Source organism: Acinetobacter oleivorans DR1 (assembly GCF_000196795.1).
Taxonomy (GTDB): Bacteria; Pseudomonadota; Gammaproteobacteria; order Pseudomonadales; family Moraxellaceae; genus Acinetobacter; species Acinetobacter oleivorans.
In genome coordinates, this window is the sequence record NC_014259.1 from 3,594,491 (window position 1) to 3,621,136 (window position 26,646).

Below are 26,646 nucleotides of genomic sequence, written 5' to 3' on the forward strand. Positions count from 1 at the left end.
TTTTAATTAATGATTTGAAGAATGTAAACGCTGATGTCGCTTACGCAAAATAAATTCACCAAGGAACAAAATGCCCATCAGCACATAAGAAATAAAGCCATTATAAATGACCCAAACCTGAGTTGAGGTAAAAAGCACAGTGCTTAACGCAATCAGTGCATTACAAAAAAAGAAAACACACCAAACTTTAGTCACCTGTCTGGTCCACTGCACCCCAGAATCAGGTAAATCAGGTTCAACGAGTCGGGCAAAGCGCTCAATCATAGACGGCGGCTTGATGAGTGTCAGCGAAAAAATAATTAATGCGCCTAAACTCATACCAACTGGATATAACTTTAACCACGCATGATTATGTGACAATAAGCTCAGACTGCCACAAACAATAGCAAAACCGGTTAAAGGCCATAATAAAGAGTTACCTTTACCAAAAAGTCTGACGACACCCAACCCGATGAGTAATAGGCTTACCCAAATGAATTGACCGTGTGTCAAACTCCAACCCACAATAAAGGGATACAGCACAAAAAGTGCTGTTATTATCCCTTTAAGAATAAACTTCATTCAGCAGTCATGTTCTGAATAACCGTCACAACATCAAGTACGGTTCTCACATTTTTAAAGTCTTCAGGCTTTACTTGCTTACCTGTTAACTCTTTAATTTTTACAACTAAATCAACCGCATCAATACTATCGACATCAAGGTCTGAATAAAGGTTCGAATCGAGTTGAACAGACTCCGGTTCAATTTCAAACAAATCTTCCATCCATTCACGGAGTTTAGTTAATACTTGCTCTTGAGATAACATCATCACGCTCCTTATGACTTCTGTTGTGCTTCAACTAAAGCAACCAAACTCTGGATTGATTTAAAATGCTGTTTGGTTTCATCCGACTCTGCATTTAAATGAATGTTGTAACGCTTTTTCAAAGCTAGTCCCAACTCAAGTGCATCAATCGAGTCTAATCCTAAACCTTCTCCAAATAGTGGCGCTTCTGTATCAATATCCGCAATAGTGATATCTTCAAGTGCCAAAACATCAATAATCATTTGCTTTAGTTCATCAGCAAGATTGCTCATTTCAAGATAACTCTTCATCAAAAATTTTATAAAAACTACGACTTAACTGACGAACTTGTTTAGGTCCTACTGTTAAATCGTCTAACAAATCTGATACTTGCACTGCATCTAAAACCTTGACCTCGATATGAAATGGTTGAGATGGTACGTGGTACCATTTTTCATTCTTGGTTAATGTGGATGGTGTGCAGGTAATAATTACTGGACGAATTGGTACATTTGCGCGAATGGCAATATTGGCTGCGCCTCGCTGAAATTCGTTGAGGGTCATCCCTTTTTCAGTGCGCGTTCCTTCCGGAAAAATTAAAAGAGAAGCCGCATTGTTTTCTTTTAGACGCTTTACACAGTCTTCAACAAACTGCTGAGAACCTGCATTTAAAATATAGCCTGCGCTTTGTACGGGTCCTTTGGTAAATGGGTTCGACCAAAGAGACTGCTTCACAACACAATTAGCCTGCTGCATCATACCAATTAGTACTACAACATCAATCAAAGTCGGATGATTGGCAATCACCAACTCTTGACGACTATTTTGTAGCTTTTCCAAGCCTTCTACCGAATAAGTCATGATGCCAAGTTTGACCATCATTTCGGTAAAGCCTTTAAAACTATGTTTAATCACATTTTGTGCACGCTGCTGACGCTCTTCAGAATCAGAGGTTGTCGCATTTAGTACTGGTGCAATCACTGAGGCAATGGCTATACCACCCAGTCCAAAACTGGCAAAACTAAAACCAGTAGCAGCCACACGCCAGCAATAATTACTTTTTTGCTTGAGGTTTTTAAGATTTAGCATTTGTTCCACCCAAATGCAGATGTTAACTGGTCAGCATCCTGCCAAAAATGAGCAAAAGCAGGAGCATCTGCTTCATCTGTATGCATCCACGCAGTAATTTGTAAATTAGGTTGCTCTAGAGTAACGACAGCAGCCATAGCATAAGCAGGAAAATCGACTGCCTCAGCATAAATATTAGGTAATGGCTCATCATAAGCAACGACTAAGACTCGCTTGATATCAGTCATTGACTTTAAAAGTGCATACACCTCAATCAAACTTTCAGTCCATGAACAGCTTAAGCTTGTAGAGGGAGTATCATCATGACATAAAATAGAATAAAGCCCAGAAATTGCATTATGAACAGACGTTGAAAATTGTGTAGGTGATGGAGTTTGTTCATTTAAAACATCTTTTAAGATATTTAAAGTTTTGGCCTCATCACCATATTTTGACACCCAAACAATATAATCGGCTTTATTACCATCTAATGCACCGATCGCGCTATTTAAAGCAAGTTTAGCTAAAGGCGATAACCGTCTACGCTGCATCGCGGGGATGCAGTCGAGAGCTGCGTAGGAGGGCTGAGCATGTGTAAATATAAGCTGAGCAAGATGTAATGTTACCATGCTAAAAAATGAACCCTAAGCCGCGTTATTCTGTCGAAATATAAATTATTTTATAAAGATGCTGATTATAGCATTCGTTATAAAATTTACAAAAAATTACGTTTAATACTCACACTTTTTCATAACTCTTGGCACGTGCTCATTTATTTGCAATAAAAAACCCAAAGAAAACTTTGGGTTTTTGAACGTTAAAAAGCTTAACGATTAAATTTTTTCTCTGCTTTTTTAAATTTCTGAATGTAGCGACGACGACGCGCAGCAGTACGTTCATCAATTTGACTCTTACGACCTTCAAACGGGTTTTCAGAAGTTTTAAAGTCAATACGAACTGGTGTACCTTCAAGTTTATATACTTTACGGAACACGTTTTCTAAGTAACGACGATAATCCGCAGGAGTCTTATCAACCTTATTACCATGGATCACAATCGTTGGTGGGTTCTGTCCACCCATATGCGCGTAACGCATTTTAATACGTTTCCCACTCACCATTGGCGGTTGATGTGCATCTGTAGCATCATTCAAAATTTGGGTTAATTTCGCAGGTGAAACTTTTAAATGCGATGAGTCATAAGCACGGTGAATAGTTGGGTACATATCCCCTACACCCGTACCATGCAATGCCGAAATAAGATGTACTTTCGCCCATGGAATAAAGTCAAAACGACGATCAACATCCAATTTACATTGTTTGCGATCATATTCGGTCATGTTATCCCATTTATTAATGGCGATCATCATGGCACGCCCAGCTTCAAGCGCATAACCAATTAAATGTAAATCTTGCTCAACAACCCCTTCACGAGCATCGAGAACTACCACAACCACATGTGCATCTTTAATTGCTTGTAGCGTTTTCACAATTGAGAATTTCTCAATCATTTCTTCTACTTTACCCTTACGACGCACACCAGCTGTGTCAATTAATGTGTATTGACGACCATCACGTTCAAAAGGAATATAAATCGAATCGCGGGTTGTACCAGGTTGGTCAAATGCTACTACACGATCTTCGCCAAGTAATCGATTGACCAAGGTAGATTTACCAACATTTGGACGACCAATAATAGCTAAACGTAAACCTGTTGCTTTGTCATGTTCTTCTTCACTTTCGTCTTCAGGAACATTCTCAAGAACATCTTCAAGCATTTGCTGCACGCCACGACCATGGCTGGCAGCAACTTGTAAAGGTTCCCCCATACCAAGCTTGTAGAATTCAACCAAAGCCGCTTCTGCATGAACGCCATCTACCTTGTTCGCAACAAGATAAATTTTCTTGCCCAAAGTACGTAGTTCACGGGCAATTTGCTCATCAGAAGCCAATAAACCAGCACGAGCATCAACCACAAAAATAATGATATCTGCTTCATTGATTGCTGTTTTTGACTGCTCGGCCATGTAGTTATCAATACCGCCCTCATTTTCACCAATACCGCCAGTATCAACGACAATGAAAGACTTATTCTGATAAGTCGCATCACCATATTTACGGTCACGAGTCAGGCCCGCGAAGTCGGCTACAAGTGCATCACGACTCTTGGTAATCTGGTTAAATAACGTTGATTTTCCGACATTCGGACGACCAATGAGCGCAATAACGGGTTTCATACAATAACCTTAATTCAAGACCAGCCATATCTCATGGCATGAGCATTAAAAACAGTACAGGAGATATATTTTAAGGTCAGAGATGACCATAATAAAAGACGGGGCTTTGAACTGATTTAATTCAAACACCCCGATATTTTTAACAGCATAATTTGTTAAGCGCTTATTTTAGCACAAGCGAACGAAATTAACGATTCTGCCAAATACTTAAATCGCCTTTTCGTGTCGAAACATAAAGTTGATTCTCGATAACACGTAATGTGTTAACTTCACCACTTGTTTTTGAACGACCAATTAACTTACCTGTTGTTGGTTCAACAAGATGTAATACGCCATCTAAATCACCTACAACAAGATCTTGTCCCAGCACAACTGGATTACTTAAATGACGATTTAACAAACTATCATTTTCCCAGATTTTTTCACCAGATGCTAAATCGTAAGCTGTTAACTTACCATCTGTTGAAGAGACAAATACTTTATTGTCATAAACTTCTGGACGTTTAGTACTGCTCGAATCTTCACTCCAAACGACACGTTGAGAAGCAAGATCGGTTACAGTCACTTGACCTTGGAAACTGGTCGTTACCATAAACTGTCCAGCTACAGTAGGATCACCATCGATATCAATTAAACGTTGAATATCAGAACGACCTTCACTTACCGCAACACGACGTTGGAAACGCGGAATACCACTAATGGTATCAATTGCATAAACATATGCATTCGCAGAAGCAATTAATACAGTACGAGGATCAAGGCTTACTGGTGATGCCTGACCACGCAAACTAAATTGAACATTCGGTAACTTATAAGCCCAAACTTGTTGGCCTGAAGTAGCATCATGCGCAAATACAGTACCATCATTCGCAATGGTAATAACACGTCCAGATTGAACCAATGACGGGCTTAACAATGCGCCAGATAACTGTGCAGTCCACTTCTGTTCGCCTGTTGCCTGATCTAGTGCAAAGAGTTGACCTTTACTGTTACCAACAACAACAATTCCTTCAGCAGCTTCAACACCAGAGCTCAAGCCTAATTTGCTGACTTTGTTTTCCCAAATGCGTTGTTTACCACGATATGCAGCTACTTCACCTTTTGGATCAAGCGTGAAAACCACACCATCGTTTGCATCAAGTTGCAAACGTAATGGATCAGCTTTATCAGTAGAAGAAACACTACGCGAAAACACTGGCGTTAAGGTCTTTTTCGACTCGGTCAATTTCGGTAGAGGATTTGGTTTAACTTCTTTTACTTTATTACTAGAACATCCCACCAGTACAGCCGATGCGATTGCAATTGCCAAAGGCAGTTTGAATTTCTGATTCATTAAGACTCTTCCACCTGTGTTTCCAAAATTGGGCGCTCAATCTGTGGATCTTCAACTAAAACGCCAACACTTTCGAGTTTAATTTGTAAAATTTGTCGCTCTTGTTTACGTTCTAGTAACGAATTCCAAGCTGCCTGATACGCTTTTTTAGCAGAATCAACATCTTTCTTAGCAACAAAGATATCGCCACGTAACTCTTCTACCGTTGCTTTAAATGCAGGATCGACGTTACCAGACAGAGTTTTTAGTGCTTCATCATATTTGTTTTGCGCCAATTGTGCATCTGCTAAACGCAATTTTACAACTTGAATCAAACCTTCATCTTTAACTTTTGAATTTTCAACTTTCTTTAAGGCTTTTTCAGCAGCAGCATAATCTTGTTTTTCATAGGCTAATTTTGCTAATACAAACTGAGTCTGTATGGCCTGAACAGAGTCGATATCATCTTTTACAATTTTATCTGCTGATGCAGTTACTGAACTTAAAGCATTCGGATTATCGGCACTCGCATTTGCCTCATCCATTAACTGCTGTACTTTTGCAGTTTCTACCTGACTAGTTGCCAGATTCTTTTTTTGCCAGTATGTCCACCCAAAAAAGGCAATCAACGCAATGAGAATTCCGCTAATCATGGCAGAACCATATTTTTTGGCGAACGACTTTAAGCTGTCGAATTGTTCTTCATCACTTAAGCTCATGTGATTGTCCTTTTCCAGATGTTCAGTTTATTTTGTAAATTTTTGGATTAAAAATGGTACGAGGTCAGCAATTGCGACTTGTGACTGTTCAGCTGTTGCTAACTCTTTAATAGCAAACTGCTGCGCTTCCCACTCTCGTTCCCCTAAAATCAAAGCAAAGATTGCTCCAGCCTGATCAGCTTTTTTCATCTGGCTTTTCATGCTGCCTTGTGAACCTGTTTTGATTCGAATACTGCTATTTGCAGCTTCTAACTGGTCACGTAATTGTTCCGCTAAAATCAAAGCATTTGTTTGATAAGCAGGTTCTGCAACCAAAAAGACTTCACAATCGCGAATAACTTCAGCTTGTTCAACTTGCTCAAGCAGAAGCAATAAACGCTCCATACCCATCGCAAAACCAACAGCTGGTACAGATTGATCTGGCTTACCTTTTAATTGACCAACTAAACCGTCGTAGCGTCCACCAGCACATACTGTGCCTTGCGAACCGAGTGCTGTAGTCGTCCATTCAAAAACAGTCTTGTTGTAATAGTCCAGACCACGTACCAACTTCTGGTTAATTACAAACTGGATGCCAGCAGCAGTCAAATAATCTTGTAACTGCTTAAAATGATCCAAACTATCTTCTTTTAAGAAATCATGCAATTTCGGCGCATTTTCCAGAATTTTCTGGGTAGATTCAATTTTAGAATCTAAAATGCGTAATGGATTTGTTGTTAGGCGACGCTGAGAATCTTCATCCAACGCATCTTTATGCTCATTTAAAAAAGCAACTAATGCATTGCGATACTCTGTACGCTCATCAGTTTCGCCTAAAGTATTCAACTCAAGCTGAACCTTATCAGCAACGCCCATACGTTTCCATAAGCGAGCTGTCAACATAATCAATTCAGCATCAATGTCAGGAGTCGCAACGCCAAAAGTTTCTACACCAAACTGGTGGAACTGACGGTAACGCCCTTTTTGTGGTTTTTCATAACGGAACATAGGTCCCATATACCACACACGTGGTGTAGCGCCACGCAACAAATTATGTTCAACCAAGGCACGAACACAACCAGCTGTACCTTCTGGACGTAAAGTTAATGACTCTGGTGGGTTGCCTTTATCGAAAAAGGTATACATTTCTTTTTCAACAATATCAGTGGCATCACCAATAGCACGTTTAAACAAGCCCGTTTGTTCAACGATTGGTAAACGAATTTGTTGATAACCATAAGCATCCATTAACGATGCTAAATGTTGCTCAAGACGTCTCCACGCTACTGTTTGCGTTGGTAAGACGTCATTAAAACCTTTGATTGCGACAATTGAACTCATGATGAACTACGAATAATTTCTTTAGATTTAGCTTCTTCAAGCTCTTGGACACGTTGACGAACCATTGTTTCGATTTCATCAACCAATTGATCGGTATCGATTAAATGGCTTTTCTCACCATTACGATAAACCAATGAGCGAGGCGCAGCCCCAACAACTCCGATATCAGCTTCTTTTGCTTCACCCGGGCCATTTACCTTACAACCAATCACTGACACATCCATTGGAGTACGAATATCTTCTAAACGTTCTTCCAAAGCTTGCATCACTTGAATAACATTAAACTCTTGGCGAGAACAACTCGGACAAGCAATAAAGTTAATCCCGTTAGAGCGTAGACCAAGCGATTTTAAGATATCAAAACCAATCTTGATTTCATCTTCCGGTTCGGCAGCAAGCGAAATACGCATTGTATCGCCAATGCCTTCCATCAATAATCCGCCAAGGGCAATCGCTGATTTCACAGTACCCGTACGGTAAATACCCGCTTCGGTAACACCAAGGTGTAATGGATTATCAATTTGCTGAGAAAGCAAGCGATAAGCATCCATGGTTAAAAACACATTTGAGGCTTTTACGCTAACTTTAAACTCATGGAAATCAAGGCGGTCTAAAATATCAATGTGACGTAAAGCTGATTCAAGAAGTGCTTGCCCTGTAGGCTCGCCATATTTTTTCTGTAAATCTTTTTCTAGAGAACCTGCATTCACACCAATACGCATTGAAATACCATGATGACGTGCCGCAGCAACGACCTCACGAACTTTCTGGTCTGACCCGATATTACCCGGATTAATACGCAAACAGTCTGCACCATAATCTGCAACTGCTAAGGCAATTCTATGGTCAAAATGAATATCGGCAACTAATGGTACTGAAACGCGCTTACGAATTGCGCCAAATGCCTCAGCAGCCTCCATAGATGGGACCGAAACACGCATAATATCAGCACCTGCATCAACGCAACGCTCAATCTGAGCAACGGTTGCATCAACATCGCAAGTTTCAGTGTTTGTCATACTTTGCACACTAATAGGTGCATCGCCACCGACATACACCGACCCAACACGAATTTTGCGTGTTGGTCGACGTTTAATTGGGTTCTCTATCATTGTATCGCTCAACTCATGGTATTAGCGGGATAAACGGAATTCAGCTTTACCGTTTACCGTATATGGAGACAATGAAATCTGTTCTTGGTTTAAACTTAATGACACCGCAGTTGCATCATCAAGACGAATCTGAAATGGAGACTCGCCATTTAAGTTTAAAGTTGATGACTGACGGCCTGTCGCCAAAACTTTACCTGTTGCATCAACAATATGAACAGACGTTGGACGGTTAAAGTTTAGCACCAATTGATCACCCACTGTTGAGGTGGCATTTCCTTTCATAGGCAAAACTTCAACACTAGACTGATTTACTTTAGGTAAATCCGCATCTTCTTTCTTAGAAGTCCATTTTTGAATACCCATGACAATTAATGACACAACAGCAATAACCACGATTGCAAGAAGTGCACGCTTCAACCATTTCTTATTACGGTCACTATTAGAACCAGGGAGTTTACCCATGATTTTAATCGGTGAGTTGTTTAAGGCATGGTTTGGTAAAAGCCCAGTATCATTTGCATAAATTTCATCAAAGCGCTGAATAATTGCCGTCGCATCTGTATTTAAATATTTTGCATATGAACGGTAATAACCCTTAATAAAAGTCGCTTCTGGCAATGACTTGTAATCATCTTGCTCTAAAGCAGTTAGAGTCTTAACCGGCATGTTTAAATCTGAAGAAACTTGCCCTAACTCTTTATTCTGAGCAACTCGAATTTGACGTAAATACTCACCAGGACGTTGAATATTTCCTAAAGCAGAAGTCGGTAAGCTTGAGCCAGTTGGCTGCTGTGAATTAGGATTTATTTCCATACGGCCTCAGTACTATACTGTAATTGCAAATAACGTTGATATTCTGGACTTTCCGGGAACAAAGCACGTAACTGGTTTACTAACACTTGCATTCCCATTTTATCCGCATTGGCTCGAGCCACTCTTACACCAATCCAAAGTGCTCTTGCACCCTGATTTTTCTGCCCCACTGTACGAACGTATTGTTCATACATTTGTGTAGCAGCCGGAATCTGCTGCTGCAAATAAAAAATTTCCGCTAACTCTAACATTGAAATATAAGAATCGCGGTTAGCAAGGAGTGCTTGTTTGAATGTTTTTTCAGCATTCGTAACATCACCCAATTTTAAATAAATACGCCCTAGATTTTCCAACGCCTGATAGCGTTGGTCATAACCTAATGTTGTACCAGCAATACGAAATTGCTCGATCGCATCATTATAGCGTTCCATTTGGTACAAGTACGTACCATAGTTATTATGTGCTTGAGCATTATCCAGTTCAGATGAAATTGCTCGTTTAAAGTAATGTTCTGCTTTTTCTAAGTTCGGCTTACTACCTTCTTGCTGTAGTAAAATGCCCATCATCATATTTGCCGTTGCATCGCGGCTATCTACACTTAAAGCTTGATCAAGAGCTCGCTTTGCCGAATCCAAGTCACCCGAACGGATATGTTCAGCAGCAAGTTGTGTACGCACTTTTACCGCTTTTTCTGGGTCTTTCTTTTGCACATGCGTTGTCTGGCAACCACTTACCAGAAATGCAACTGCAACCCCCATACATAATACCGTTTTTAACTTTGGAGTACTCAAAGCCTGCCCTCAATTTTATCCCTGTGTACGCAAAATCTCTTGACGCTGTGTGACTTTTTTCTGCCACTGTTCAGCACGACGAGTTCTATCGGCGACTTGACCGACTAACTGTCCACATGCAGCATCAATATCATCACCACGTGTTTGACGAATCGTACACACAAATCCAGCATCAGACAAAGTTTTTTGGAACGAGATAATTCGATTTCGGCTCGAGCGACCATATGGTGCATGCGGGAACGGGTTAAATGGAATTAAATTAATTTTACTTGGTAAGTTTTTTAATAATTTAATCATTTGCTGTGCATGTTCAGGCTGATCATTTACACCCTCTAACATCACATATTCAATAGTCACATGTTTACGCGTACTTTCATTACCATCTTTAGCAATATAACGCTGACATGCTGCAATCAACTGAGCCAATGGATATTTTTTATTAATTGGCACTAGTTCATTACGTAATTCATCGTTTGGTGCATGTAAAGAAATTGCTAAAGCAACATCAATGTCTTTTGCAAGTTGATCAATTTTAGGTACAACACCTGATGTTGATAAAGTCACACGACGCTTAGACATGCCATAAGCAAAGTCATCAAGCATGATCTGCATTGAGCTTAATACGGCATCATAATTGAGCAATGGTTCACCCATCCCCATCATCACAACATTGGTCACTGAACGCTCACGCTCGGCAACTGGCACTTCTTCCATATAAGAATAGTTTGCCATCCAAAGTTGTCCAATGATTTCATCTGGCGTTAAATCACGTTGGAAACCTTGTTTGCCTGTTGAACAAAATGAGCAGTCTAATGCACAACCGACTTGTGACGAAATACACAAAGTCTTGCGCAAGCCTGTTTTATCTTCGGCAGGAATTAATACAGTTTCAACTAAAGAACCTGCACCATCACCCACACGAAAAACCCACTTACGTGTACCATCTTTTGAATAATGACGGTGAACCACTTCAGGAGCTTTGATTTCACAAATCTGTTCAAGCTTCGCGCGCAATTTCCCTGAAATATTGGTCATTTCAGCAAAATCAGTAATGAAGTATTGATGTATCCATTTCATGACCTGACCGGCACGAAACTTTTTCTCGCCAATATCTTCAAAGAATTTTTCTAATTCAGTACGAGACATGCCGAGTAAATTCACTTTATTTTCGGCAGCAGGAATTACCAGCTTGGACGAAGATTGCTGCTGTCCATCAAGATTTTCAGATGAAACGACCTCTGCAGAACTCATGTGTATTTACCTAAACCATGTCAAAAAACTGAAGATATTGTTCAAGAATCAAACAATATTCTCTTGAGAGAATAAAAAAACCAGATAAGTAGTATACCACTTATCTGGTTTGAATGCTTTCGATTAACGAGTGCGTGGGCAGATCTCGTTGTCAGCAAAGAAGTAAGCAATTTCACGCTCTGCAGAAGCAACTGAGTCAGAACCGTGAGCAGCATTTTCGTCGATGCTTACAGCAAAGTCAGCACGAATAGTGCCAGGAGCAGCTTCTTTAGGGTTTGTAGCACCTAAGATTTCACGGTGTGCAAGAACTGCATTTTCGCCTTCAAGAACAGATACTACAACTGGACCAGAAGTCATGAATGCAACTAAGTCACCAAAGAAACCACGTTCTTTATGCTCAGCATAGAAACCTTCAGCATCAGCTTGAGAAAGGTGTTTCATTTTAGTCGCAACAATTTTTAAACCCGCTTTTTCAAAACGAGCAAAAATATCACCGATGTGGTTTTTAGAAACTGCATCAGGTTTTACGATAGACAAAGTACGTTCAATAGCCATGAGTGGCTCCTTTATTTTAAAATTTAAACATTGAAAAATTTGCCGCATTATACCGATGTCATAGGCAATAATCAGCTTTGAATGTGTAAAAGTTGCGATTTTTTCTACTGTTTTTAGCGAACTTCGTCTATCCAGGCCATTTGAATCCCTTCTAGCAATCCTTCTGTCGATTTATTTGGGTCATCATTGAAGTCTGGTAATGCGCACACCCATGCATGTAAATCGGTAAAACGAATCCATTGCGGATCAACTTCTGGATGTGCTTCTGACAATTCAATGGCAATATCAATCGTATCTGTCCAACGTAAGCCCATAGCGGCTCCTATCTGTTTAATCTGCTAAATCACGAACTGTGTACTTTAGCAAATCCACAAACCTAATCGATAGCTTAAGCTGATAAAAATTACCGATACTTATAAAGCGATATTCAATAGTGGAGCCATAAAGATAATCATACCCGCGACCGCCGCGCCAATAAGTGCACCGACAATCACATCACTTGGGTAATGAAGACCAAGCACCATACGAGACAAGGCTACAAGCACCATGAAAGGAAACATCGCCGCAAGCAAAGCGGGCTGGATATAACCCAACACAATTGTCACCATCACTGCATGAAGTGTATGACCCGATGGAAAGCTAAAATGATCAAGTGGTCTCTCACCGAGCACAATCACCTGATGCACTTGATAAGGACGAGGCCGTGTTGTCTTATGTTTTAAAAATTTATAGATTGCCGTGCCAATAGAACCACCTAATAACAAGTAGATGATTTGTAGGCTATAGGTGATGCCTTGCATCCCCCACACGATTGCCAGCATTAGATACCAAAATGGACCGTCACCCACACGACTGATGATTTTGAAGAAAAGGGCAACACGCTGTGAGTGAGAGAAATTGTTAAGATATAAACAGCCTCTTAAATCTAAATCGAGTATTTTTATTTTTGCATTCTTAAATTTCATGGTCATTCTCCTATTTTAGGATACTTAGGTGAAGTCCACCGAGGGCTCCTTCACTACCTGATAAAATGCCTGCTCCAATTGCTGAACCGGAAGTTGCCAACCGCTTTGCTGTACTTTATGACAGGCTTGCACGCCCATTTCTCTAAGTTGTTGTACTGAAGGAAGCTGATAAATTTGTTGTATAAAGTGGCTTTTTTGTCCAAGTGGGCTTAACCAGCCATTCACACCATGGGTTAAGTATTGATGTGCACATGCATAATCATACGCTATAACTGGTAAACCGCTTGCCATTGCCTCTAAAACTACGTTACCAAACGTTTCAACTTGACTCGCAAATACGAATACGTCTGCACTTGCATATGCAGCAGCCAAATCTTGACCTCTCAGACTTCCGGTAAAGATAACACCCTTCGCTTCAGGTAATGACTTTAAACGAGCAAAATCCGGGCCATCTCCCACAATAACCAATTTCGTTTTGTGGGGCTGAACAGTTTGTAAGTTGGCATAACTATCAATGAGCACTTGCACTTCTTTTTCTGGCGACAAACGCCCCACATAAAGCATAACGCGAGTATTCTCATCGGCATCCCATTGCTTTCGCAAATTTTCAGAGCGATGCTTTGGTGTAAATCTCGCTGTGTCTACGCCGCGTCCAACAACAACCAGCGGGCAAGTAATGCCAAAACCGCGTAATGCTTCTTGTGTATCTTTACTTGGCACACAAGTTACTTGAGTATTGTTGTGAAACCAGCACAGGTATTTTTGAATCGGTTTAACCAAAAAAGCCAAATCGAAGAATCGACTAAAATCTTGAAATGGCGAATGAAAGCCACTAGAAACCGGAATAGCTTTTGCCTTAGCAGCTTGCATGGCAGTTAAACCTAACGGTCCTTCGGTCACAATATGAACCACATCAGGTACAAACTTTTCAAAAGCTTTCGATACTTTTAAATATTGTGGCCAACCAAATTGCAAAGTCGGATATTTGGGAATCGCCTGCGACATCACCAGACATTCTTGCTCTGGCGTAAAGTCATGGCATTTTGCTTTTTGCTCTGGACGAATCAGTAAAATCTTATGCCCCTGTTTTTGTAAACCTTGGCATAGTTGTAATAATGAAAGTGCCACACCATTAATTTCAGGTGGCCAAGTTTCCGTTACAATCGCAATTTTTAAACGTGGGCGCACCAAATCATGCAATGAGTGCGTATTAGATAGCTGCTGCTTTTGTTTAAAAAAGAATTGGAAGCTTTCAGGAAGTTGCTGTTGTTTTAATAGTGCTGTCGCGTATGAGCTTTGCATAGCGCCATCCATCAGTGTATTTATTTTCATGCTTAAAGATTAAGCAGTTTTTTTGACATTTTGATGATAAATGCGTGACAGTTTACTGACATGAAAAATAAAAAAAGCACACTGATAACAGCATGCTTTTCTATTAAGACCTAGTAATACTTAGCGATTTTGCAATTTTGCATAGTCCATGAGTACATTTGCAGCTTCAGTCACAAAAGTTTCTTCCTCTGGTAACGCTGGACGTTGCGATGCTTTCATTTTAGCGCGAGATTCAGCTAGAGCATCTAATGAAGCTTGATAACTTTCCCAGTTTGCAAAAGGCTTTTGACCAGTTGCAGCACGGCGTTCATTTTCTGCATCTAAAGTTTGTTTCTCTAAACCAAGTAATTCTGCACGGCGTTTATCAATATCAAGCACCACTTGTTTCTGATCACTCGTAACTTTGGCAATCGCGGTACGTTTATTTAGATATTTAAACTGGGCATCATTAGCAACACGTTGTTCAGAGAATTGAGACAACTTGGCCACATAAGGTTGCACAGAGCCTTCACGTTTAAATGGCGCTGTAGGAATTGTGTCCCACTTCAACGCATTCTTCGATTTACGCTCACCAAACTCTTCGTTATAGATATCGACGAGTTTAATGTCTGGCACTACACCTTTATTTTGCGTACTACCACCTGTAATACGGTAGAACTTACGCTGAGTTAAAGTCGCTTGACCGTATGCCAGAGTATCAAGTTGCACCTGAGCTGTACCCTTACCAGTCGTTGTACTACCAATAATAATACCGCGCTCATAGTCTTGGATTGCAGCAGAGTAAATCTCACTTGCAGATGCCGATGCCAAGTTCACCATTACAGCGAGTGGACCTGTGTAAACTTGCTGACCACCATCGTTGTCTTCAAAAACACTTACGTTGCCATTGCCATCACGAATTTGAACCACTGGACCTGACTTAATCACTTGACCCAGCATACGTGCAACTTCTTCTAATGAACCACCTGGGTCATTACGCAAGTCGATAATAATACCTTCTACTTTCTTCGCTTTTAACGCTTCAAAAGCATTGGCAGTATCTTCAGAAACTGAACGGTATTGTTGACCCGCACGACGTGAACGATAGTCAAAATAGAATGATGGAATTTCAATTACGCCCAACACATGCTTTTTACCATCACGTGTCACTTCAACTGTACGTGAACGAACACCAGCATCTTCTTCTTGAATCACATCACGCACTAAGGTCACATTACGTGCTTGACTCATTGATGCGCCAGCACCAAGAAGTTTTAACGTAACTTTAGTTCCGCGCTTACCACGAATGAGTCCAACAATTTCAGAACTTGTCCAACCAACCACATCAATCATTTTCTCGCCTTCTTGGGCGACACCAACGATTCGATCTCCTGATTTCACTTGACCAGACTTACTTGCAGGACCACCTTCTACAATGGTTTCAATCTTGGTGTAATCTTCATTGCCACGCTCTGGACGAATCGACACACCAATACCTTCAAGCTGCAAGGTGGTTTGGCGATTCAATTCTATCGCATCGATTGGCGGGTAATAGTTACTGTGTGGATCATAAGTCGCCAACATGGCGTTCAATGTTTTGTCCAACACATCATCGCTTTTCACACGACTAATTCTTTCAAGTTGACGCGTATAACGTTTAGTTAAGGTCTGAGCTGGTGTTAAATCTTCTGGGCCAGTTAAATCTTGACCATCAGCAAGTGAAGGATTTTCTTTAAGCGCTTTTTGTTTCGCTTGCTCTTCTTCACGGCTAATCGTTAAATTGATTAACTGTGAAACCAACATTTTACGCCAGTGATTTTGTTGCTCAGCAGACGTTTTAAAATACGGCGCTTTTTCACGATCAACTTCAATATAGCTATTTGGCTGTTTTAAATTTTGCTGCTGTTTCAGCTCGGCCAACATGAACTCATAAAATTGTTTTAAGCGTTCGCGATATTGCTGGTGAATGGCAAACGGTCCAGTCAAATTCCCCGCTTTTAAAGAAGCACCAAAATTTGAACCATATAGTTTTTTATAATTTTGAACTTCAGCGTCTAAAAATAGAGAGTGATCCGGATCAAGACTATCTAAATACATATCAAGAATACGATTTGATGTCGTCGCATCCAGACGCATATTCAAATAATGTTGGCGATCAACTAAAGTTGCCAGTTGGCGAGCCACCAAAGCCTGTTCTTGCGTTGGCTGGATCGATTGAGAAACCACAGCAGTATTGGTTGCTGCTCTCGCTTCATTCATCGTATGAGTGAAGAATAAACCGCCAGTCGCGATCGCTACTGCACAAGCTATAGTTTGAAGTTTCATAAATTTTTAATACTTCCTTGGGTGTTCCTATCTTACACGCTCTGTTTTCGATATGAACTAAGCAGATTCAAAATCTTAACCAACTAAATTGTTTATACCGTGTAGTTTTATCATATTCTGTACTGACAAAATGTAGCAAAACATTGCAAAATTCGCTTATTGTTTTTCAATCAAAATTCAAATGGAACCAATATGATTGGCGCATTGATGCTGGACATCGCCGGCACAGAACTTACTCAAGAAGATATTGAACTATTACGCGCTCCGCAAGTCGGTGGCATGATTTTATTTGCACGAAATATTGAATCTCCACAACAAGTCCGTGCCTTAACGGACCACATGCGTCAAATTCGTCCAGATATTTTAATTGCTGTCGACCAAGAAGGTGGGCGAGTTCAGCGCCTAAGATCAGGTTTTACCTTATTACCGGCCATGGGTCGTTTTGGTGACCTCTATATTACTCAACCTCAAAAAGCACTTGAACTAGCTGAACAGTGCGGCTGGCTCATGGCAACTGAAGTCTTGGCTGTAGGTATCGATTTTAGTTTTGCGCCTGTTTTAGACCTCAATGCAATTAGTGATGTGATCGGTGACCGTGGTTTCTCTAAAAATATTGAGGATATTGCCCCACTTGCAGGCGCGTTTATGCAAGGCATGAAAAAAGCTGGAATGGCAAACACGGGCAAACACTTTCCCGGTCACGGTTCCGTAAAAGCCGACTCTCATGTTGCAGCTGCAATCGATAGCCGTAGCTATGACGAAATTTACAACCATGACATGCAAAGCTTCATTAAGCTTATGCCTCAGCTTGATGCGCTCATGCCTGCACATGTGATTTATGATCAGATCGATCCAAATCCAGCAGGTTTTTCACCGTTCTGGATTCAAGAAGTTCTACGCAACCGTTTGAAGTTTGATGGTGTACTTTTCTCTGATGACTTAAGCATGCAAGCTGCATGTGTAGCAGGTGGCGCAGATGCACGTATTCAAGCTGCTTTAACTGCTGGTTGTGATATGGGACTTGTGTGTAACGACCGTAGTGCAGCATGTACAGCTCTCGAAGGTATTGCAAACCTAGAGCTACCAAACCAAGAACGCCTTGAACGAATGCGTGGTCAAATTCCACAAATTCAGATTGGTGAAACCTTATCGCTTGGCGACGAGTGGCAAGCTGTCAAAACAGCCATTGAAGAGTTTAAAAATTCGATCTAAATTATGAATACGTAGGAGCGTCATCTGCAACCTGAGCAATGCAAAAGCGTTAGCGCTTTCGCATTGCGCAAGACAAACGAAGTGCGTAGCATTTACTAAAGCATAGCTTTCGTTTTACGGTACGGCAAAGATAATTAATCTTTGCTATTCATACCTCAGGTTTTGCCTACTTTTGCCAAAACAAAAGTAGGTCGAACCGAAGGTTAATCCCGATATGAAACATTTAAAATAGTAAAACTCCGTCGTGATGTATTAATCAACTTAAATGACGTAATTTCAATTCAAGATCTTATAGTGCTTAGGCAATGAAGATCACAGAAAAACAATAAATCGAGCTCAGGACGAATGACACAACAACTTTCAAAACACCGCCATATCTCTTTTACAGCCCATTATACAGGCTATATCTGGTATCAAATGGGGATCTCTCATGAAGCACTTGCTACAGCCAAAGGCAAATCATTAGCATATTTGGTTCATCCGATAGAGTCTTGGGCAGAGAAATATGTGGGCGGCAGCATGCGCACGACGCTCAAACAACGCCATACCATGCTTGATCATCACTTAGAACAACTCATTCAAGAAAGTCCTGATTTACAAGTTCTAGAAATAGCATGTGGCCTGTCTCCACGTGGCTGGTGGTTTAGACAGCATTACCCTTCGATTACCTATCGGGAGCTTGATTTACCCGATATGGCACAAACCAAACAAAATGCGTTACAGCAAATTGAAAAAAATGCACCTGAAGTTTTATCAGTTGATTTATTTACAGAAGCTTTTGCACAAGCATTTGAAGTATTTGACCCGAACCGCCCATTGGTTGTGATTAGTGAAGGTTTAATTAATTATTTTGATAAAAATTTATTAAAACAGCTGATTCAATCAATTGCTCACTATGGCACTTCTTTTAAAAAGTTCCATTATTTAACTGACCTCTACCCTGAACCAGTTAAAAACAAACTTGCCAGTATTATCTGGAATAGCAGTAAGTTATTGAAATTAATGTCTCGAAGCTCGTTTAGTTTTCACTTCAAAAGTCCCAAAGAAGTTGAAGACTTTTTTAAAGATACAGAGTTCGATCAAGTTAGCGTGGAACAACCACAAATTTTCTTTGGACAAGTTTCTCAAGATAATCATGAGCAACATTTAGGTGACTTGGTCTGGACTATTCACGCGCAAATAAAATAACCAATATAAAAAATGGAAGCTCGAAATAAACGAGCTTCCATCTATAACTATATTATTAAACTGCTTGTTTTTGACGAGCAATAAAACGGCTTAAACGATCAGCAAGTTCGAAACTACCATGTTTAAATAAAGCTCGAATCCCCTGCTCTGTACTTTCAAAAATTAAGCACTCAATTGCAAAGCTACCTTCTTCATCTTTTAAATGTAGTGCTAAATCACGTGGATGGTCATTCACAAAATCAAGCTGCGAAACATCATCCATTTTTAAATACATACCGAAGAAAGTGACATCAACGATCGTTACAGAAACCTGCACATCAGACTCTCGGTGAGTAAGTTGAGTTTTTGGTTGCAAAACCCGAACTCGCTCTTCACCACGGCGTTCCATTTTTTGCATTTGTTCACGTGTCATAGGAATAATGCCATCCAAATTTTGGATAGATTCACCTTTTAAAAATGAAGTGAACAAACTCATGGTTTCTTTACGGCGCTGCAATTGAGGTACATGATCTGCGTTTGCAATAAGTGCAAATTCCATATCTGGGCATTGCAAAGCAAAGTTTGCATTTTCATGAGGCAGAGTAAAACTATCGTACTGCCCTGCTGCAACTAGCGTTTTACACTCTGGAATGGGTACATCAGTTAACCGCAAAAGACGATTACAGTTAATTTCATAACGTTCTCGCTCTGTACCCGTAAACTCAGCCATTTGCCTAAAAAATAATTTTTTGGCTGTTGGTGACATACGGGTTTTATCTAATTTTGCATGATTAACTAAATATAAAATTACAGCTTGCCCAAACTCTTCCATGCGGTTTTCTTGCATGAGCTTAAGCGACTCTTCCAAAATCATTCGCCAACTTTTTCGGGTCTTTTGCATAACCCCCATCAAAATCATGCGATCCATTAATTCTGGACGATAATAAGCAAAACAAGAGGCGATTACTGACCCCAAAGACATTCCCATCACAGAAACTTTTTGTAGTCCAACAATATCTAACCAGCGCCCCAACATTTTAGACAAATCAGGTAGCTCTAAAGTACCCGCTGATACTCCGGTGTCCCGATTGGTAATTTGCTGATTTGCGCCCATAGAAGGTAAATCAATTAATATGACCGGACCACTTTCAAACAATTGTTCAACACAATATTTATAAGAATTAAAATTCTGGAAAGCTCCGCCCACAATCACAATTGGCGTATTGTGAATCGTTTTTGGGTCGGCAATCGCCATATATTCAATTTTCCAGCCGTCAATCCATGTGGTACGAGCAGGTTGTTTAAAACTATCTCTATGGTAGATATCGAAAAAGCCAAAACCGGCATAAGCTTGGTTGATCTCCGAATCCATTTGAATAATGGAATTCATATCCTTGCTTCCTCCTTGCTGTAATTTTTTTATGCTGCAAGAGTTCCTTCTTGAACACGTAATCTTTTATGCACAAAACTTTAAAATTTGTATTAGTTTGTATTGCACAATAACATTCTAAACAATTGTGTGAAATATACGCAATCGCTCAAATGACCGCTCATCTTGTTTAAGTCGCTAATAGTTTGCAAAATATTTAAATGTTTTTTTATGGCGGTCACATTTTTCAAAAAAAGCCATTCATTGTTCCGCATTTGACTGCTACTATCTTACTCATTGGTAAATGATTAAAAAATGCTATGCAAGATTCAATTGAACAATATATGCAAACAGTTGGGCAACAAGCACGTCAGGCCTCTCGTGTCCTTACAAGTGCTTCTACCTCACTAAAAAACCATGCACTCTCTGCTATTTATACTGCTTTAGAAAATAATCAGGCAGCAATTTTGGCAGCGAATCACATCGACATGGATAAAGGTCGTAGCAATCAGCTCGACAGCGCATTGCTTGATCGTCTTGAACTTACGCCCGCACGCTTTAAAGGAATGTTGCAAGGGCTAAAAGATGTGATTGCACTTGTCGATCCAATTGGGGAAATTACTGATCTTGCATATCGCCCCACAGGCATTCAAATTGGAAAAATGCGTGTGCCTTTAGGCGTTGTTGGGATGATTTACGAATCACGTCCAAACGTAACCCTTGAAGCTGCATCTTTAGCCATTAAATCGGGCAACGCCATTATTTTACGTGGCGGTTCAGAAGCACTCGAGTCAAATAAAGCAATTGCTGAAGCGATTAAGCATGGCTTAAAAGTTGCTGGCCTACCTGAAGATTCAGTTCAAGTGATTAACACGTCTGACCGAGCGGCAGTTGGTCATCTTATTACCATGGCTGAATATGTAGATGTAATCGTTCCACGTGGTGGCAAAAGCTTAATTGAGCGTGTAACTAACGAAGCGCGTATTCCGGTCATTAAGCATCTTGATGGTAACTGCCATGTATTCGTTGAAGCACAAGCAGATTTGCAAAAAGCTTTACCAATTACTTTAAATGCCAAAACACATCGTTATGGCGTTTGTAATGCGATGGAAACTCTGCTCGTTGATGAAAAAATTGCAGATGTTTTCTTACCACGCATTGCTGAACTATATGCTGAAAAACAAGTTGAGCTTCGCGGTTGTCCAGAAACACGCCGTATTTTGGGCGCATCTGTAAAACCAGCGACAGAAGAAGATTGGTACACCGAATATCTAGGGCCAATTCTTGCAGTTAAGGTAGTGAGTGGCATTGATGAAGCAATTGACCATATCAACAAATATGGTTCACATCACACCGATGCAATCGTGACTGAAAACTACACGTTGGCTCGTCAGTTCTTGGCTCGCGTAGATTCAAGCTCAGTTGTGATTAATGCTTCAACTCGTTTTGCTGATGGCTTTGAATATGGCTTAGGCGCAGAAATTGGTATTTCTACAGATAAAATTCATGCCCGCGGTCCAGTTGGTTTAGAAGGCTTAACTTCTCAGAAATGGATTGTGTTAGGTGACGGTCAAATTCGCCAATAACCGATTTAACACTTCAAAAAAAACGCCTGATCAATATCAGGCGTTTTTATTTTTATTATTTAAAATTTTCTATGATTATTCTTGGCAGACATCACTAACTACACCAAGTTGCTGCATGACTTGCGCAACAATCTGTTCAGGTGTCAAAGCAATATCAATCATTATTGCTTCATGAAGATCCGGTTCTTCTAATGTATCAAGCTGGGTTTGTAGCAATGATGGATCAAAGAAGTGACCTGATCTTGCTGCAAGTCTTTCCTGTAATAATTCATAAGAGCCTTTGAGGTACACAAACTTAATATTTTGGTCTTGCCCTCTCAAAATATCGCGATACATACGTTTTAAAGATGAACATGTAAATACAGCTGTTTCACCATCTCTTTGTTTGGTTTCAATCACCTGACGAATCGCCTGTAACCATGGCAGACGATCATCATCAGTTAAAGGAATCCCTTGGCTCATCTTACTTTTATTTGCAGCCGAATGAAGCGTATCACCGTCAAGAAACTCACAAGCCAAACGCTCTGACAACAACTCACCAATTAGGGTTTTACCTGTTCCACAGACACCCATTGCAATCACAATCATGGATTACTCACCTTTAATTATAAAATAGTGCTAAGCAGTAGCGTGAAAGATAAACCCAATACTGAAATGATCGTTTCCAATACGGACCAAGTCTTGAGTGTCTGCCCCACGGTCATACCAAAATATTCTTTGATTAACCAAAATCCCGCATCATTTACATGTGAGAAAACCAATGAGCCTGAGCCTGTAGCAAGTACTAAAAGTTCTGGCCTAACAGCGACACCAGCCGTAGCTGCAATTGGAGCAACAATACTACATGCTGTAGCCATAGCTACCGTTGCAGAACCTGTTGCCAAACGAATCAATGCTGCAACAAACCAACCCAACAATAATGGCGACAAATTTGCCTTTAAGGCTGTGGACACAATCTCATTAGAAATCCCTGTGTCACGTAAAATGCCACCAAAACCACCACCTGCACCAACAATCAACATAATTCCGGCAATAGAAGCTAAACATCCGCCGCAGAATTTTTCAATTTGTTCACGGTTAAAGCCTTGCATCGTACCAAAAGTAATAAAGCTGACCAGTACAGCAATAAGCAATGCGATATCAGAAGTACCAATGAAACGTAGTAAATCATTTGCGAAAGTCTGTGGCGCAAAGAACAGATCTGCCCAACTTCCGATTAACATCAACACTACTGGCAGCATAATCGTAAATAAGGTAATCCCAAAGCTTGGCAACTCACGAGTTCTATTTGTATCTGCTTCAATAAACTGTTTTGCTAACGGGTTATTTTCAGGCAATTTGACGTACTTATTAATCCAAAGTGCATACAATGGCCCAGCAACAATTGCTGTTGGCACACCGACGATTAAACTGTACGCAATCGTTTTACCAATATCCGCATGATAGGCTTGTACAGCCAACAATGCCGCCGGATGTGGTGGAATTAAGCCATGCACAACAGATAAACCAGCGACCATTGGCAAGCCAACAACCAGTAAAGATTTACCAGTTCGCTTAGCAATGTTGAACGCAATTGGAATGAGTAGAACGAAACCTACTTCGAAAAATACGGGAAGACCAACAATAAGCGCAATAAACATCATGGCCCAGTGAATATTTTTCTCACCAAACCATTTAATTAAGGTAATTGCTATTCGCTCAGCACCACCCGACTCGGCCATCATTTTTCCGAGCATTGTTCCCAGTGCGATTACAATCGCAAGGTGGCCCAAGGTTTTACCAGTACCAGCTTCGTATGATTTAACAATATCGCCCATTGGCATGCCAACAGCCAAAGCCAAACCGAGTGAAACAATAATAAGAACAAGAAATGGATAAATTCTGAACTTCGCGATCATGACAACCAATGCAATAATCGCGATTACAGTGTAGATAAGCAACATGCCACCCTGAACGGTCTCCATGTGATACTTCTCCTTGGAATAATACTATTTAGGCACACTGCCCAAACAAAGGTCTTCAACCACAGTAATCCTACTGTTAAGACACTAAATTTTTATATTTAGGTGTGACCAGCACAAACTGGCCACCTCAATACAGCCTTAAAGCACATAGAATGCACTTCATTTTTTATAAATATTGACTACATTTACAGTGCTCTCAACTGACTCGCAATTTGCGCTAAGCGAGTAATTTCAGCCCAATCTTGTGCAGCTACAGCAGCTTTAGGCGTTAACCATGAACCACCTACACACACTACGTTTGGTTGTTTTAAGAAATCTGGCGCTGACTCTGCCGTAATTCCGCCAGTCGGGCAAAAACGTAAGTTTGGAAATGGACCATAAAATGCTTTTAGCATCTCAACTCCACCTGCTTGTTGAGCTGGAAAGAACTTCACAATCTCATAACCCAACTCAATCGCCTGAATCAGGTCACTTGGTGTCATCACACCCGGTAGTAAAGGTAAGCCAGCATCTTGTGCAGCCAAATGCAAATCTTTGGTCAAACCAGGAGAAACACCAAATTGAGCACCTGCTTTTTTAGCTTGAGCACAATGTTCTGGCTTAGTAATTGTTCCCACACCTACCACAATGTCATCCGCCAATTGGCTCGCACGCTCAATAGCAGCAAGACCCGCAGCGGTACGCAATGTAATTTCAAGGACTTTTACACCACCAGCATGTAAAGCACGTGATACATCTTCACCTTGCTCAGCAGAATCAAATGCCAATACAGGAATGACTGGGCCTAATTTGACGATATCTTCAATTTTAATCATTATTTTTCAGTTCCTTTGATTCAAATCTGCTCTGGTGAAGTTTCACCAACCAATGCACCAAATACAGATGCTCCATGTTCAGCTGGCGCAGCAGCAGCACGGAAAACACCAAATAATTCACGGCCAAAGCCAACTTCGTTTTCTGCCTGATGTTCTGGCTGCGCAACAGGACGCGACTGCCAAGTCTGTTCATCTATTTCAACATCAAGTACGCCGGCCTCAGCATCAATAATCAACATATCGCCTGTTTGAACTTTAGCAATCGGCCCATTTAGCAAGGCTTCTGGAGATAAATGAATCACCGCAGGAACTTTGCCTGAAGCACCAGACATACGTCCATCAGTAACTAAAGCAACGTGGAAACCTTGATCTTGTAAAACACCCAACACAGGCGTTAACCGATGCAATTCAGGCATACCGTTAGCACGCGCACCTTGGAAACGAACGACTGCAATAAAATCTCGGTGTAACTCACCACGATCAAATGCTGCTTGTACTGCTTCTTGAGAATCAAACACGATTGCCGGAGCTTTAACTTTACGGTGCTCTGGCGCAACAGCAGAAATCTTGATAACACCACGACCAAGGCGACCTTGCATTAAGCGCAAGCCGCCATCTGGTTGAAACGGCTCGTCAATGCTACGTAGAACTTTGTCATCAAGGCTTTGAACCACACCATCAACCCAAGTGAGCTTGCCATCAATCAGTTTTGGTTCTTTTGTGTAATGTTGCAAACCTTTACCAGCCACTGTCGTTACATCGTTATGCAACAAGCCAGCTTCCAGTAAGTTACGAATGAGGAAAGCAACCCCACCCGCAGCTTGGAAATGGTTTACATCGGCCTTACCATTTGGATAGATTTTTGCGAGCAATGGAACAACAGCTGACAATTCATCGAAGTCATCCCAGTCAATCAAGATGCCAGCGGCACGAGCAATCGCAATTAAATGCAAAGTATGGTTGGTTGAACCACCTGTAGCGAGTAACGCCACGATGCCGTTTATAATTGCTTTTTCATCGACAACATGACCAATCGGCGTGTAGTTTCCACGCTCAACTGTTAAATCAAGTACACGAATCGCAGCTTCTGCGGTAAGTGCATCACGTAATGGTGTGTGAGGATGAACAAATGCAGCGCTTGGCAAATGTAAGCCCATGACTTCCATCAGCATCTGGTTACTGTTGGCTGTACCGTAAAAAGTACAAGTCCCTTGTCCGTGATAAGCAGCTGACTCAGCTTCTAGCAAAGCATCTCGACCAACTTGACCCGTTGCAAATTGCTGGCGAATTTTAGCTTTCTCATCGTTAGATAGCCCACTCGTCATTGGGCCAGCTGGCACAAAAATAGTAGGTAAATAGCCGAACTGCAAAGCCCCAATGAGCAAGCCCGGCACGATCTTGTCGCAAACACCTAGACACAAAGCTGCGTCAAACATGTTATGAGACAATGCGATCGCTGTGCTCATTGCAATCGTTTCACGAGAGAACAATGAGAGTTCCATACCAGCATTACCTTGGGTAATACCGTCACACATTGCAGGAACACCACCTGCAAACTGTGCCACGCCACCATTTTCACGAGCGGCTGTTTTAATTAAATCTGGAAATGTTTTATAGGGTGCATGAGCCGACAACATTTCGTTATATGACGACACAATACCAATATTTGGTTCACGACCTACTTTAATAATTAATTTTTCATTGTCTTCCATGCTGGCAAAACCATGAGCCAGATTGGCGCATGAAAGTGCCCCACGAGCAGGAAATTTGCCTTGTGCATGTTCAATACGTTGTAAATATGCAGAACGAGTTTTTTGACTACGGGCGATTACACGCTCGGTCACTTTTGCCAATATTGGATTCGGCAAGTCCATGCTGGACGCTCCTGTACAACCGGATAAGCCGGAAAAGAAAAATAGACCAAATGATATATTTTTTATGATCATTTGAAAAAAGGATGAACAATATTA

General features: G+C 40.9%; 26 protein-coding genes. 3 read left to right on the forward strand and 23 right to left on the reverse strand.

Features of this window, described 5'->3' with window-relative positions; translation table 11 throughout:
- Positions 1–6: 6 nt before the first annotated feature.
- The 18 genes from AOLE_RS16895 to AOLE_RS16980 all read right to left on the reverse strand — a co-directional run bounded on the left by AOLE_RS16895 (position 7) and on the right by AOLE_RS16980 (position 16,563).
- Entirely contained in the window at positions 7–561 is a 555-nt protein-coding gene (locus tag AOLE_RS16895; protein WP_004794699.1) for a COG4648 family protein, read from the reverse strand.
- Positions 558–812, reverse strand: a complete 255-nt coding sequence (locus tag AOLE_RS16900) for an acyl carrier protein (RefSeq protein ID WP_080649511.1) — start codon at positions 810–812, stop codon at positions 558–560. Before AOLE_RS16900 ends, AOLE_RS16895 begins: the two co-directional genes overlap by 4 nt.
- 5 nt (positions 813–817) lie before the next feature.
- Positions 818–1,078 carry a phosphopantetheine-binding protein gene (locus AOLE_RS16905; RefSeq protein WP_000067033.1) on the reverse strand — a complete coding sequence of 87 codons (261 nt, stop codon included), beginning with the start codon at positions 1,076–1,078 and terminating at the stop codon, positions 818–820.
- A gap of 1 nt (position 1,079) precedes the next feature.
- A complete protein-coding gene (locus tag AOLE_RS16910) occupies positions 1,080–1,883 on the reverse strand; it encodes a lysophospholipid acyltransferase family protein (RefSeq protein ID WP_081399207.1) in 804 nt (267 codons plus the stop codon).
- Complete coding sequence (locus AOLE_RS16915; protein WP_013198975.1) at positions 1,868–2,482, reverse strand: beta-ketoacyl synthase chain length factor; 615 nt, start codon at positions 2,480–2,482, stop codon at positions 1,868–1,870. The genes AOLE_RS16910 and AOLE_RS16915 overlap by 16 nt, the downstream gene beginning before the upstream one ends.
- A 197-nt stretch (positions 2,483–2,679) precedes the next feature.
- Entirely contained in the window at positions 2,680–4,089 is a 1,410-nt protein-coding gene (gene der / locus AOLE_RS16920) for a ribosome biogenesis GTPase Der (RefSeq protein ID WP_004794708.1), read from the reverse strand.
- A 187-nt stretch (positions 4,090–4,276) separates the two neighbouring features.
- Positions 4,277–5,422 carry an outer membrane protein assembly factor BamB gene (gene bamB / locus AOLE_RS16925; RefSeq protein WP_013198976.1) on the reverse strand — a complete coding sequence of 382 codons (1,146 nt, stop codon included), beginning with the start codon at positions 5,420–5,422 and terminating at the stop codon, positions 4,277–4,279.
- The gene (locus AOLE_RS16930; protein ID WP_004794712.1) at positions 5,422–6,120 is read right to left on the reverse strand and encodes a YfgM family protein; all 699 of its coding nucleotides are present in this window, start codon (positions 6,118–6,120) and stop codon (positions 5,422–5,424) included. Before AOLE_RS16930 ends, bamB begins: the two co-directional genes overlap by 1 nt.
- 27 nt (positions 6,121–6,147) lie before the next feature.
- Entirely contained in the window at positions 6,148–7,440 is a 1,293-nt protein-coding gene (gene hisS, locus AOLE_RS16935; RefSeq protein ID WP_013198977.1) for a histidine--tRNA ligase, read from the reverse strand.
- Complete coding sequence (gene ispG / locus AOLE_RS16940) at positions 7,437–8,552, reverse strand: flavodoxin-dependent (E)-4-hydroxy-3-methylbut-2-enyl-diphosphate synthase (RefSeq protein ID WP_004698760.1); 1,116 nt, start codon at positions 8,550–8,552, stop codon at positions 7,437–7,439. The genes hisS and ispG overlap by 4 nt, the downstream gene beginning before the upstream one ends.
- Positions 8,553–8,573: 21 nt before the next feature.
- Entirely contained in the window at positions 8,574–9,365 is a 792-nt protein-coding gene (locus AOLE_RS16945; RefSeq protein WP_005302244.1) for a helix-turn-helix domain-containing protein, read from the reverse strand.
- On the reverse strand, positions 9,356–10,156 hold the full coding sequence (gene pilW / locus AOLE_RS16950) for a type IV pilus biogenesis/stability protein PilW (RefSeq protein ID WP_023274324.1): 801 nt from the start codon (positions 10,154–10,156) through the stop codon (positions 9,356–9,358). The genes AOLE_RS16945 and pilW overlap by 10 nt, the downstream gene beginning before the upstream one ends.
- A gap of 15 nt (positions 10,157–10,171) precedes the next feature.
- Entirely contained in the window at positions 10,172–11,407 is a 1,236-nt protein-coding gene (gene rlmN / locus AOLE_RS16955) for a 23S rRNA (adenine(2503)-C(2))-methyltransferase RlmN (protein WP_005302240.1), read from the reverse strand.
- Between the two features lie 123 nt (positions 11,408–11,530).
- A complete protein-coding gene (gene ndk / locus AOLE_RS16960; RefSeq protein WP_003654870.1) occupies positions 11,531–11,962 on the reverse strand; it encodes a nucleoside-diphosphate kinase in 432 nt (143 codons plus the stop codon).
- A 113-nt stretch (positions 11,963–12,075) separates the two neighbouring features.
- Entirely contained in the window at positions 12,076–12,276 is a 201-nt protein-coding gene (iscX, locus tag AOLE_RS16965) for a Fe-S cluster assembly protein IscX (RefSeq protein ID WP_003654869.1), read from the reverse strand.
- A 99-nt stretch (positions 12,277–12,375) separates the two neighbouring features.
- On the reverse strand, positions 12,376–12,927 hold the full coding sequence (locus AOLE_RS16970; protein WP_013198979.1) for a phosphatase PAP2 family protein: 552 nt from the start codon (positions 12,925–12,927) through the stop codon (positions 12,376–12,378).
- 24 nt (positions 12,928–12,951) lie between these two features.
- Positions 12,952–14,241, reverse strand: a complete 1,290-nt coding sequence (locus AOLE_RS16975) for a glycosyltransferase family 4 protein (protein WP_081399209.1) — start codon at positions 14,239–14,241, stop codon at positions 12,952–12,954.
- A 138-nt stretch (positions 14,242–14,379) separates the two neighbouring features.
- Positions 14,380–16,563, reverse strand: a complete 2,184-nt coding sequence (locus AOLE_RS16980; protein WP_004794726.1) for a carboxy terminal-processing peptidase — start codon at positions 16,561–16,563, stop codon at positions 14,380–14,382.
- Between the two features lie 192 nt (positions 16,564–16,755).
- Here AOLE_RS16980 and nagZ point away from each other — a divergent pair, with 192 nt between their 5' ends.
- Positions 16,756–17,775: a beta-N-acetylhexosaminidase gene (gene nagZ / locus AOLE_RS16985; RefSeq protein ID WP_013198981.1), complete on the forward strand. Its 1,020-nt coding sequence runs from the start codon at positions 16,756–16,758 to the stop codon at positions 17,773–17,775.
- Between the two features lie 345 nt (positions 17,776–18,120).
- A complete protein-coding gene (locus tag AOLE_RS16990) occupies positions 18,121–18,963 on the forward strand; it encodes a class I SAM-dependent methyltransferase (protein WP_013198982.1) in 843 nt (280 codons plus the stop codon).
- 55 nt (positions 18,964–19,018) lie between these two features.
- Here AOLE_RS16990 and AOLE_RS16995 read toward each other — a convergent pair whose 3' ends face one another.
- The gene (locus tag AOLE_RS16995; protein WP_013198983.1) at positions 19,019–20,332 is read right to left on the reverse strand and encodes an alpha/beta fold hydrolase; all 1,314 of its coding nucleotides are present in this window, start codon (positions 20,330–20,332) and stop codon (positions 19,019–19,021) included.
- 299 nt (positions 20,333–20,631) lie between these two features.
- Between AOLE_RS16995 and AOLE_RS17000 the strand changes: the two genes are divergently transcribed.
- On the forward strand, positions 20,632–21,897 hold the full coding sequence (locus AOLE_RS17000; protein WP_013198984.1) for a glutamate-5-semialdehyde dehydrogenase: 1,266 nt from the start codon (positions 20,632–20,634) through the stop codon (positions 21,895–21,897).
- Positions 21,898–21,972: 75 nt separating this feature from the next.
- Here AOLE_RS17000 and AOLE_RS17005 read toward each other — a convergent pair whose 3' ends face one another.
- The 4 genes from AOLE_RS17005 to edd form a co-directional block, all read right to left on the reverse strand.
- Complete coding sequence (locus AOLE_RS17005; RefSeq protein WP_013198985.1) at positions 21,973–22,485, reverse strand: gluconokinase; 513 nt, start codon at positions 22,483–22,485, stop codon at positions 21,973–21,975.
- A 17-nt stretch (positions 22,486–22,502) separates the two neighbouring features.
- The gene (locus AOLE_RS17010; protein WP_004794740.1) at positions 22,503–23,861 is read right to left on the reverse strand and encodes a GntT/GntP/DsdX family permease; all 1,359 of its coding nucleotides are present in this window, start codon (positions 23,859–23,861) and stop codon (positions 22,503–22,505) included.
- A 185-nt stretch (positions 23,862–24,046) separates the two neighbouring features.
- Positions 24,047–24,676 carry a bifunctional 4-hydroxy-2-oxoglutarate aldolase/2-dehydro-3-deoxy-phosphogluconate aldolase gene (eda, locus tag AOLE_RS17015; RefSeq protein WP_005302210.1) on the reverse strand — a complete coding sequence of 210 codons (630 nt, stop codon included), beginning with the start codon at positions 24,674–24,676 and terminating at the stop codon, positions 24,047–24,049.
- A 20-nt stretch (positions 24,677–24,696) separates the two neighbouring features.
- Positions 24,697–26,550: a phosphogluconate dehydratase gene (gene edd / locus AOLE_RS17020; protein ID WP_013198986.1), complete on the reverse strand. Its 1,854-nt coding sequence runs from the start codon at positions 26,548–26,550 to the stop codon at positions 24,697–24,699.
- Between the last annotated feature and the right edge of the window lie 96 nt (positions 26,551–26,646).

What these genes read in the sequence shown, in the direction of transcription:
- AOLE_RS16895 (WP_004794699.1), bottom strand. Translation starts at nt 561, where the DNA reads ATGAAGTTTATTCTTAAAGGGATAATAACAGCACTTTTTGTGCTGTAT.
- AOLE_RS16905 (WP_000067033.1), bottom strand. Translation starts at nt 1,078, where the DNA reads ATGAGCAATCTTGCTGATGAACTAAAGCAAATGATTATTGATGTTTTG.
- AOLE_RS16915 (WP_013198975.1), bottom strand. Translation starts at nt 2,482, where the DNA reads ATGGTAACATTACATCTTGCTCAGCTTATATTTACACATGCTCAGCCC.
- der (WP_004794708.1), bottom strand. Translation starts at nt 4,089, where the DNA reads ATGAAACCCGTTATTGCGCTCATTGGTCGTCCGAATGTCGGAAAATCA.
- bamB (WP_013198976.1), bottom strand. Translation starts at nt 5,422, where the DNA reads ATGAATCAGAAATTCAAACTGCCTTTGGCAATTGCAATCGCATCGGCT.
- AOLE_RS16930 (WP_004794712.1), bottom strand. Translation starts at nt 6,120, where the DNA reads ATGAGCTTAAGTGATGAAGAACAATTCGACAGCTTAAAGTCGTTCGCC.
- hisS (WP_013198977.1), bottom strand. Translation starts at nt 7,440, where the DNA reads ATGAGTTCAATTGTCGCAATCAAAGGTTTTAATGACGTCTTACCAACG.
- ispG (WP_004698760.1), bottom strand. Translation starts at nt 8,552, where the DNA reads ATGATAGAGAACCCAATTAAACGTCGACCAACACGCAAAATTCGTGTT.
- AOLE_RS16945 (WP_005302244.1), bottom strand. Translation starts at nt 9,365, where the DNA reads ATGGAAATAAATCCTAATTCACAGCAGCCAACTGGCTCAAGCTTACCG.
- rlmN (WP_005302240.1), bottom strand. Translation starts at nt 11,407, where the DNA reads ATGAGTTCTGCAGAGGTCGTTTCATCTGAAAATCTTGATGGACAGCAG.
- ndk (WP_003654870.1), bottom strand. Translation starts at nt 11,962, where the DNA reads ATGGCTATTGAACGTACTTTGTCTATCGTAAAACCTGATGCAGTTTCT.
- iscX (WP_003654869.1), bottom strand. Translation starts at nt 12,276, where the DNA reads ATGGGCTTACGTTGGACAGATACGATTGATATTGCCATTGAATTGTCA.
- AOLE_RS16970 (WP_013198979.1), bottom strand. Translation starts at nt 12,927, where the DNA reads ATGAAATTTAAGAATGCAAAAATAAAAATACTCGATTTAGATTTAAGA.
- AOLE_RS16975 (WP_081399209.1), bottom strand. Translation starts at nt 14,241, where the DNA reads ATGGATGGCGCTATGCAAAGCTCATACGCGACAGCACTATTAAAACAA.
- AOLE_RS16980 (WP_004794726.1), bottom strand. Translation starts at nt 16,563, where the DNA reads ATGAAACTTCAAACTATAGCTTGTGCAGTAGCGATCGCGACTGGCGGT.
- nagZ (WP_013198981.1), top strand. Translation starts at nt 16,756, where the DNA reads ATGATTGGCGCATTGATGCTGGACATCGCCGGCACAGAACTTACTCAA.
- AOLE_RS16990 (WP_013198982.1), top strand. Translation starts at nt 18,121, where the DNA reads ATGACACAACAACTTTCAAAACACCGCCATATCTCTTTTACAGCCCAT.
- AOLE_RS16995 (WP_013198983.1), bottom strand. Translation starts at nt 20,332, where the DNA reads ATGAATTCCATTATTCAAATGGATTCGGAGATCAACCAAGCTTATGCC.
- AOLE_RS17000 (WP_013198984.1), top strand. Translation starts at nt 20,632, where the DNA reads ATGCAAGATTCAATTGAACAATATATGCAAACAGTTGGGCAACAAGCA.
- AOLE_RS17005 (WP_013198985.1), bottom strand. Translation starts at nt 22,485, where the DNA reads ATGATTGTGATTGCAATGGGTGTCTGTGGAACAGGTAAAACCCTAATT.
- AOLE_RS17010 (WP_004794740.1), bottom strand. Translation starts at nt 23,861, where the DNA reads ATGGAGACCGTTCAGGGTGGCATGTTGCTTATCTACACTGTAATCGCG.
- eda (WP_005302210.1), bottom strand. Translation starts at nt 24,676, where the DNA reads ATGATTAAAATTGAAGATATCGTCAAATTAGGCCCAGTCATTCCTGTA.
- edd (WP_013198986.1), bottom strand. Translation starts at nt 26,550, where the DNA reads ATGGACTTGCCGAATCCAATATTGGCAAAAGTGACCGAGCGTGTAATC.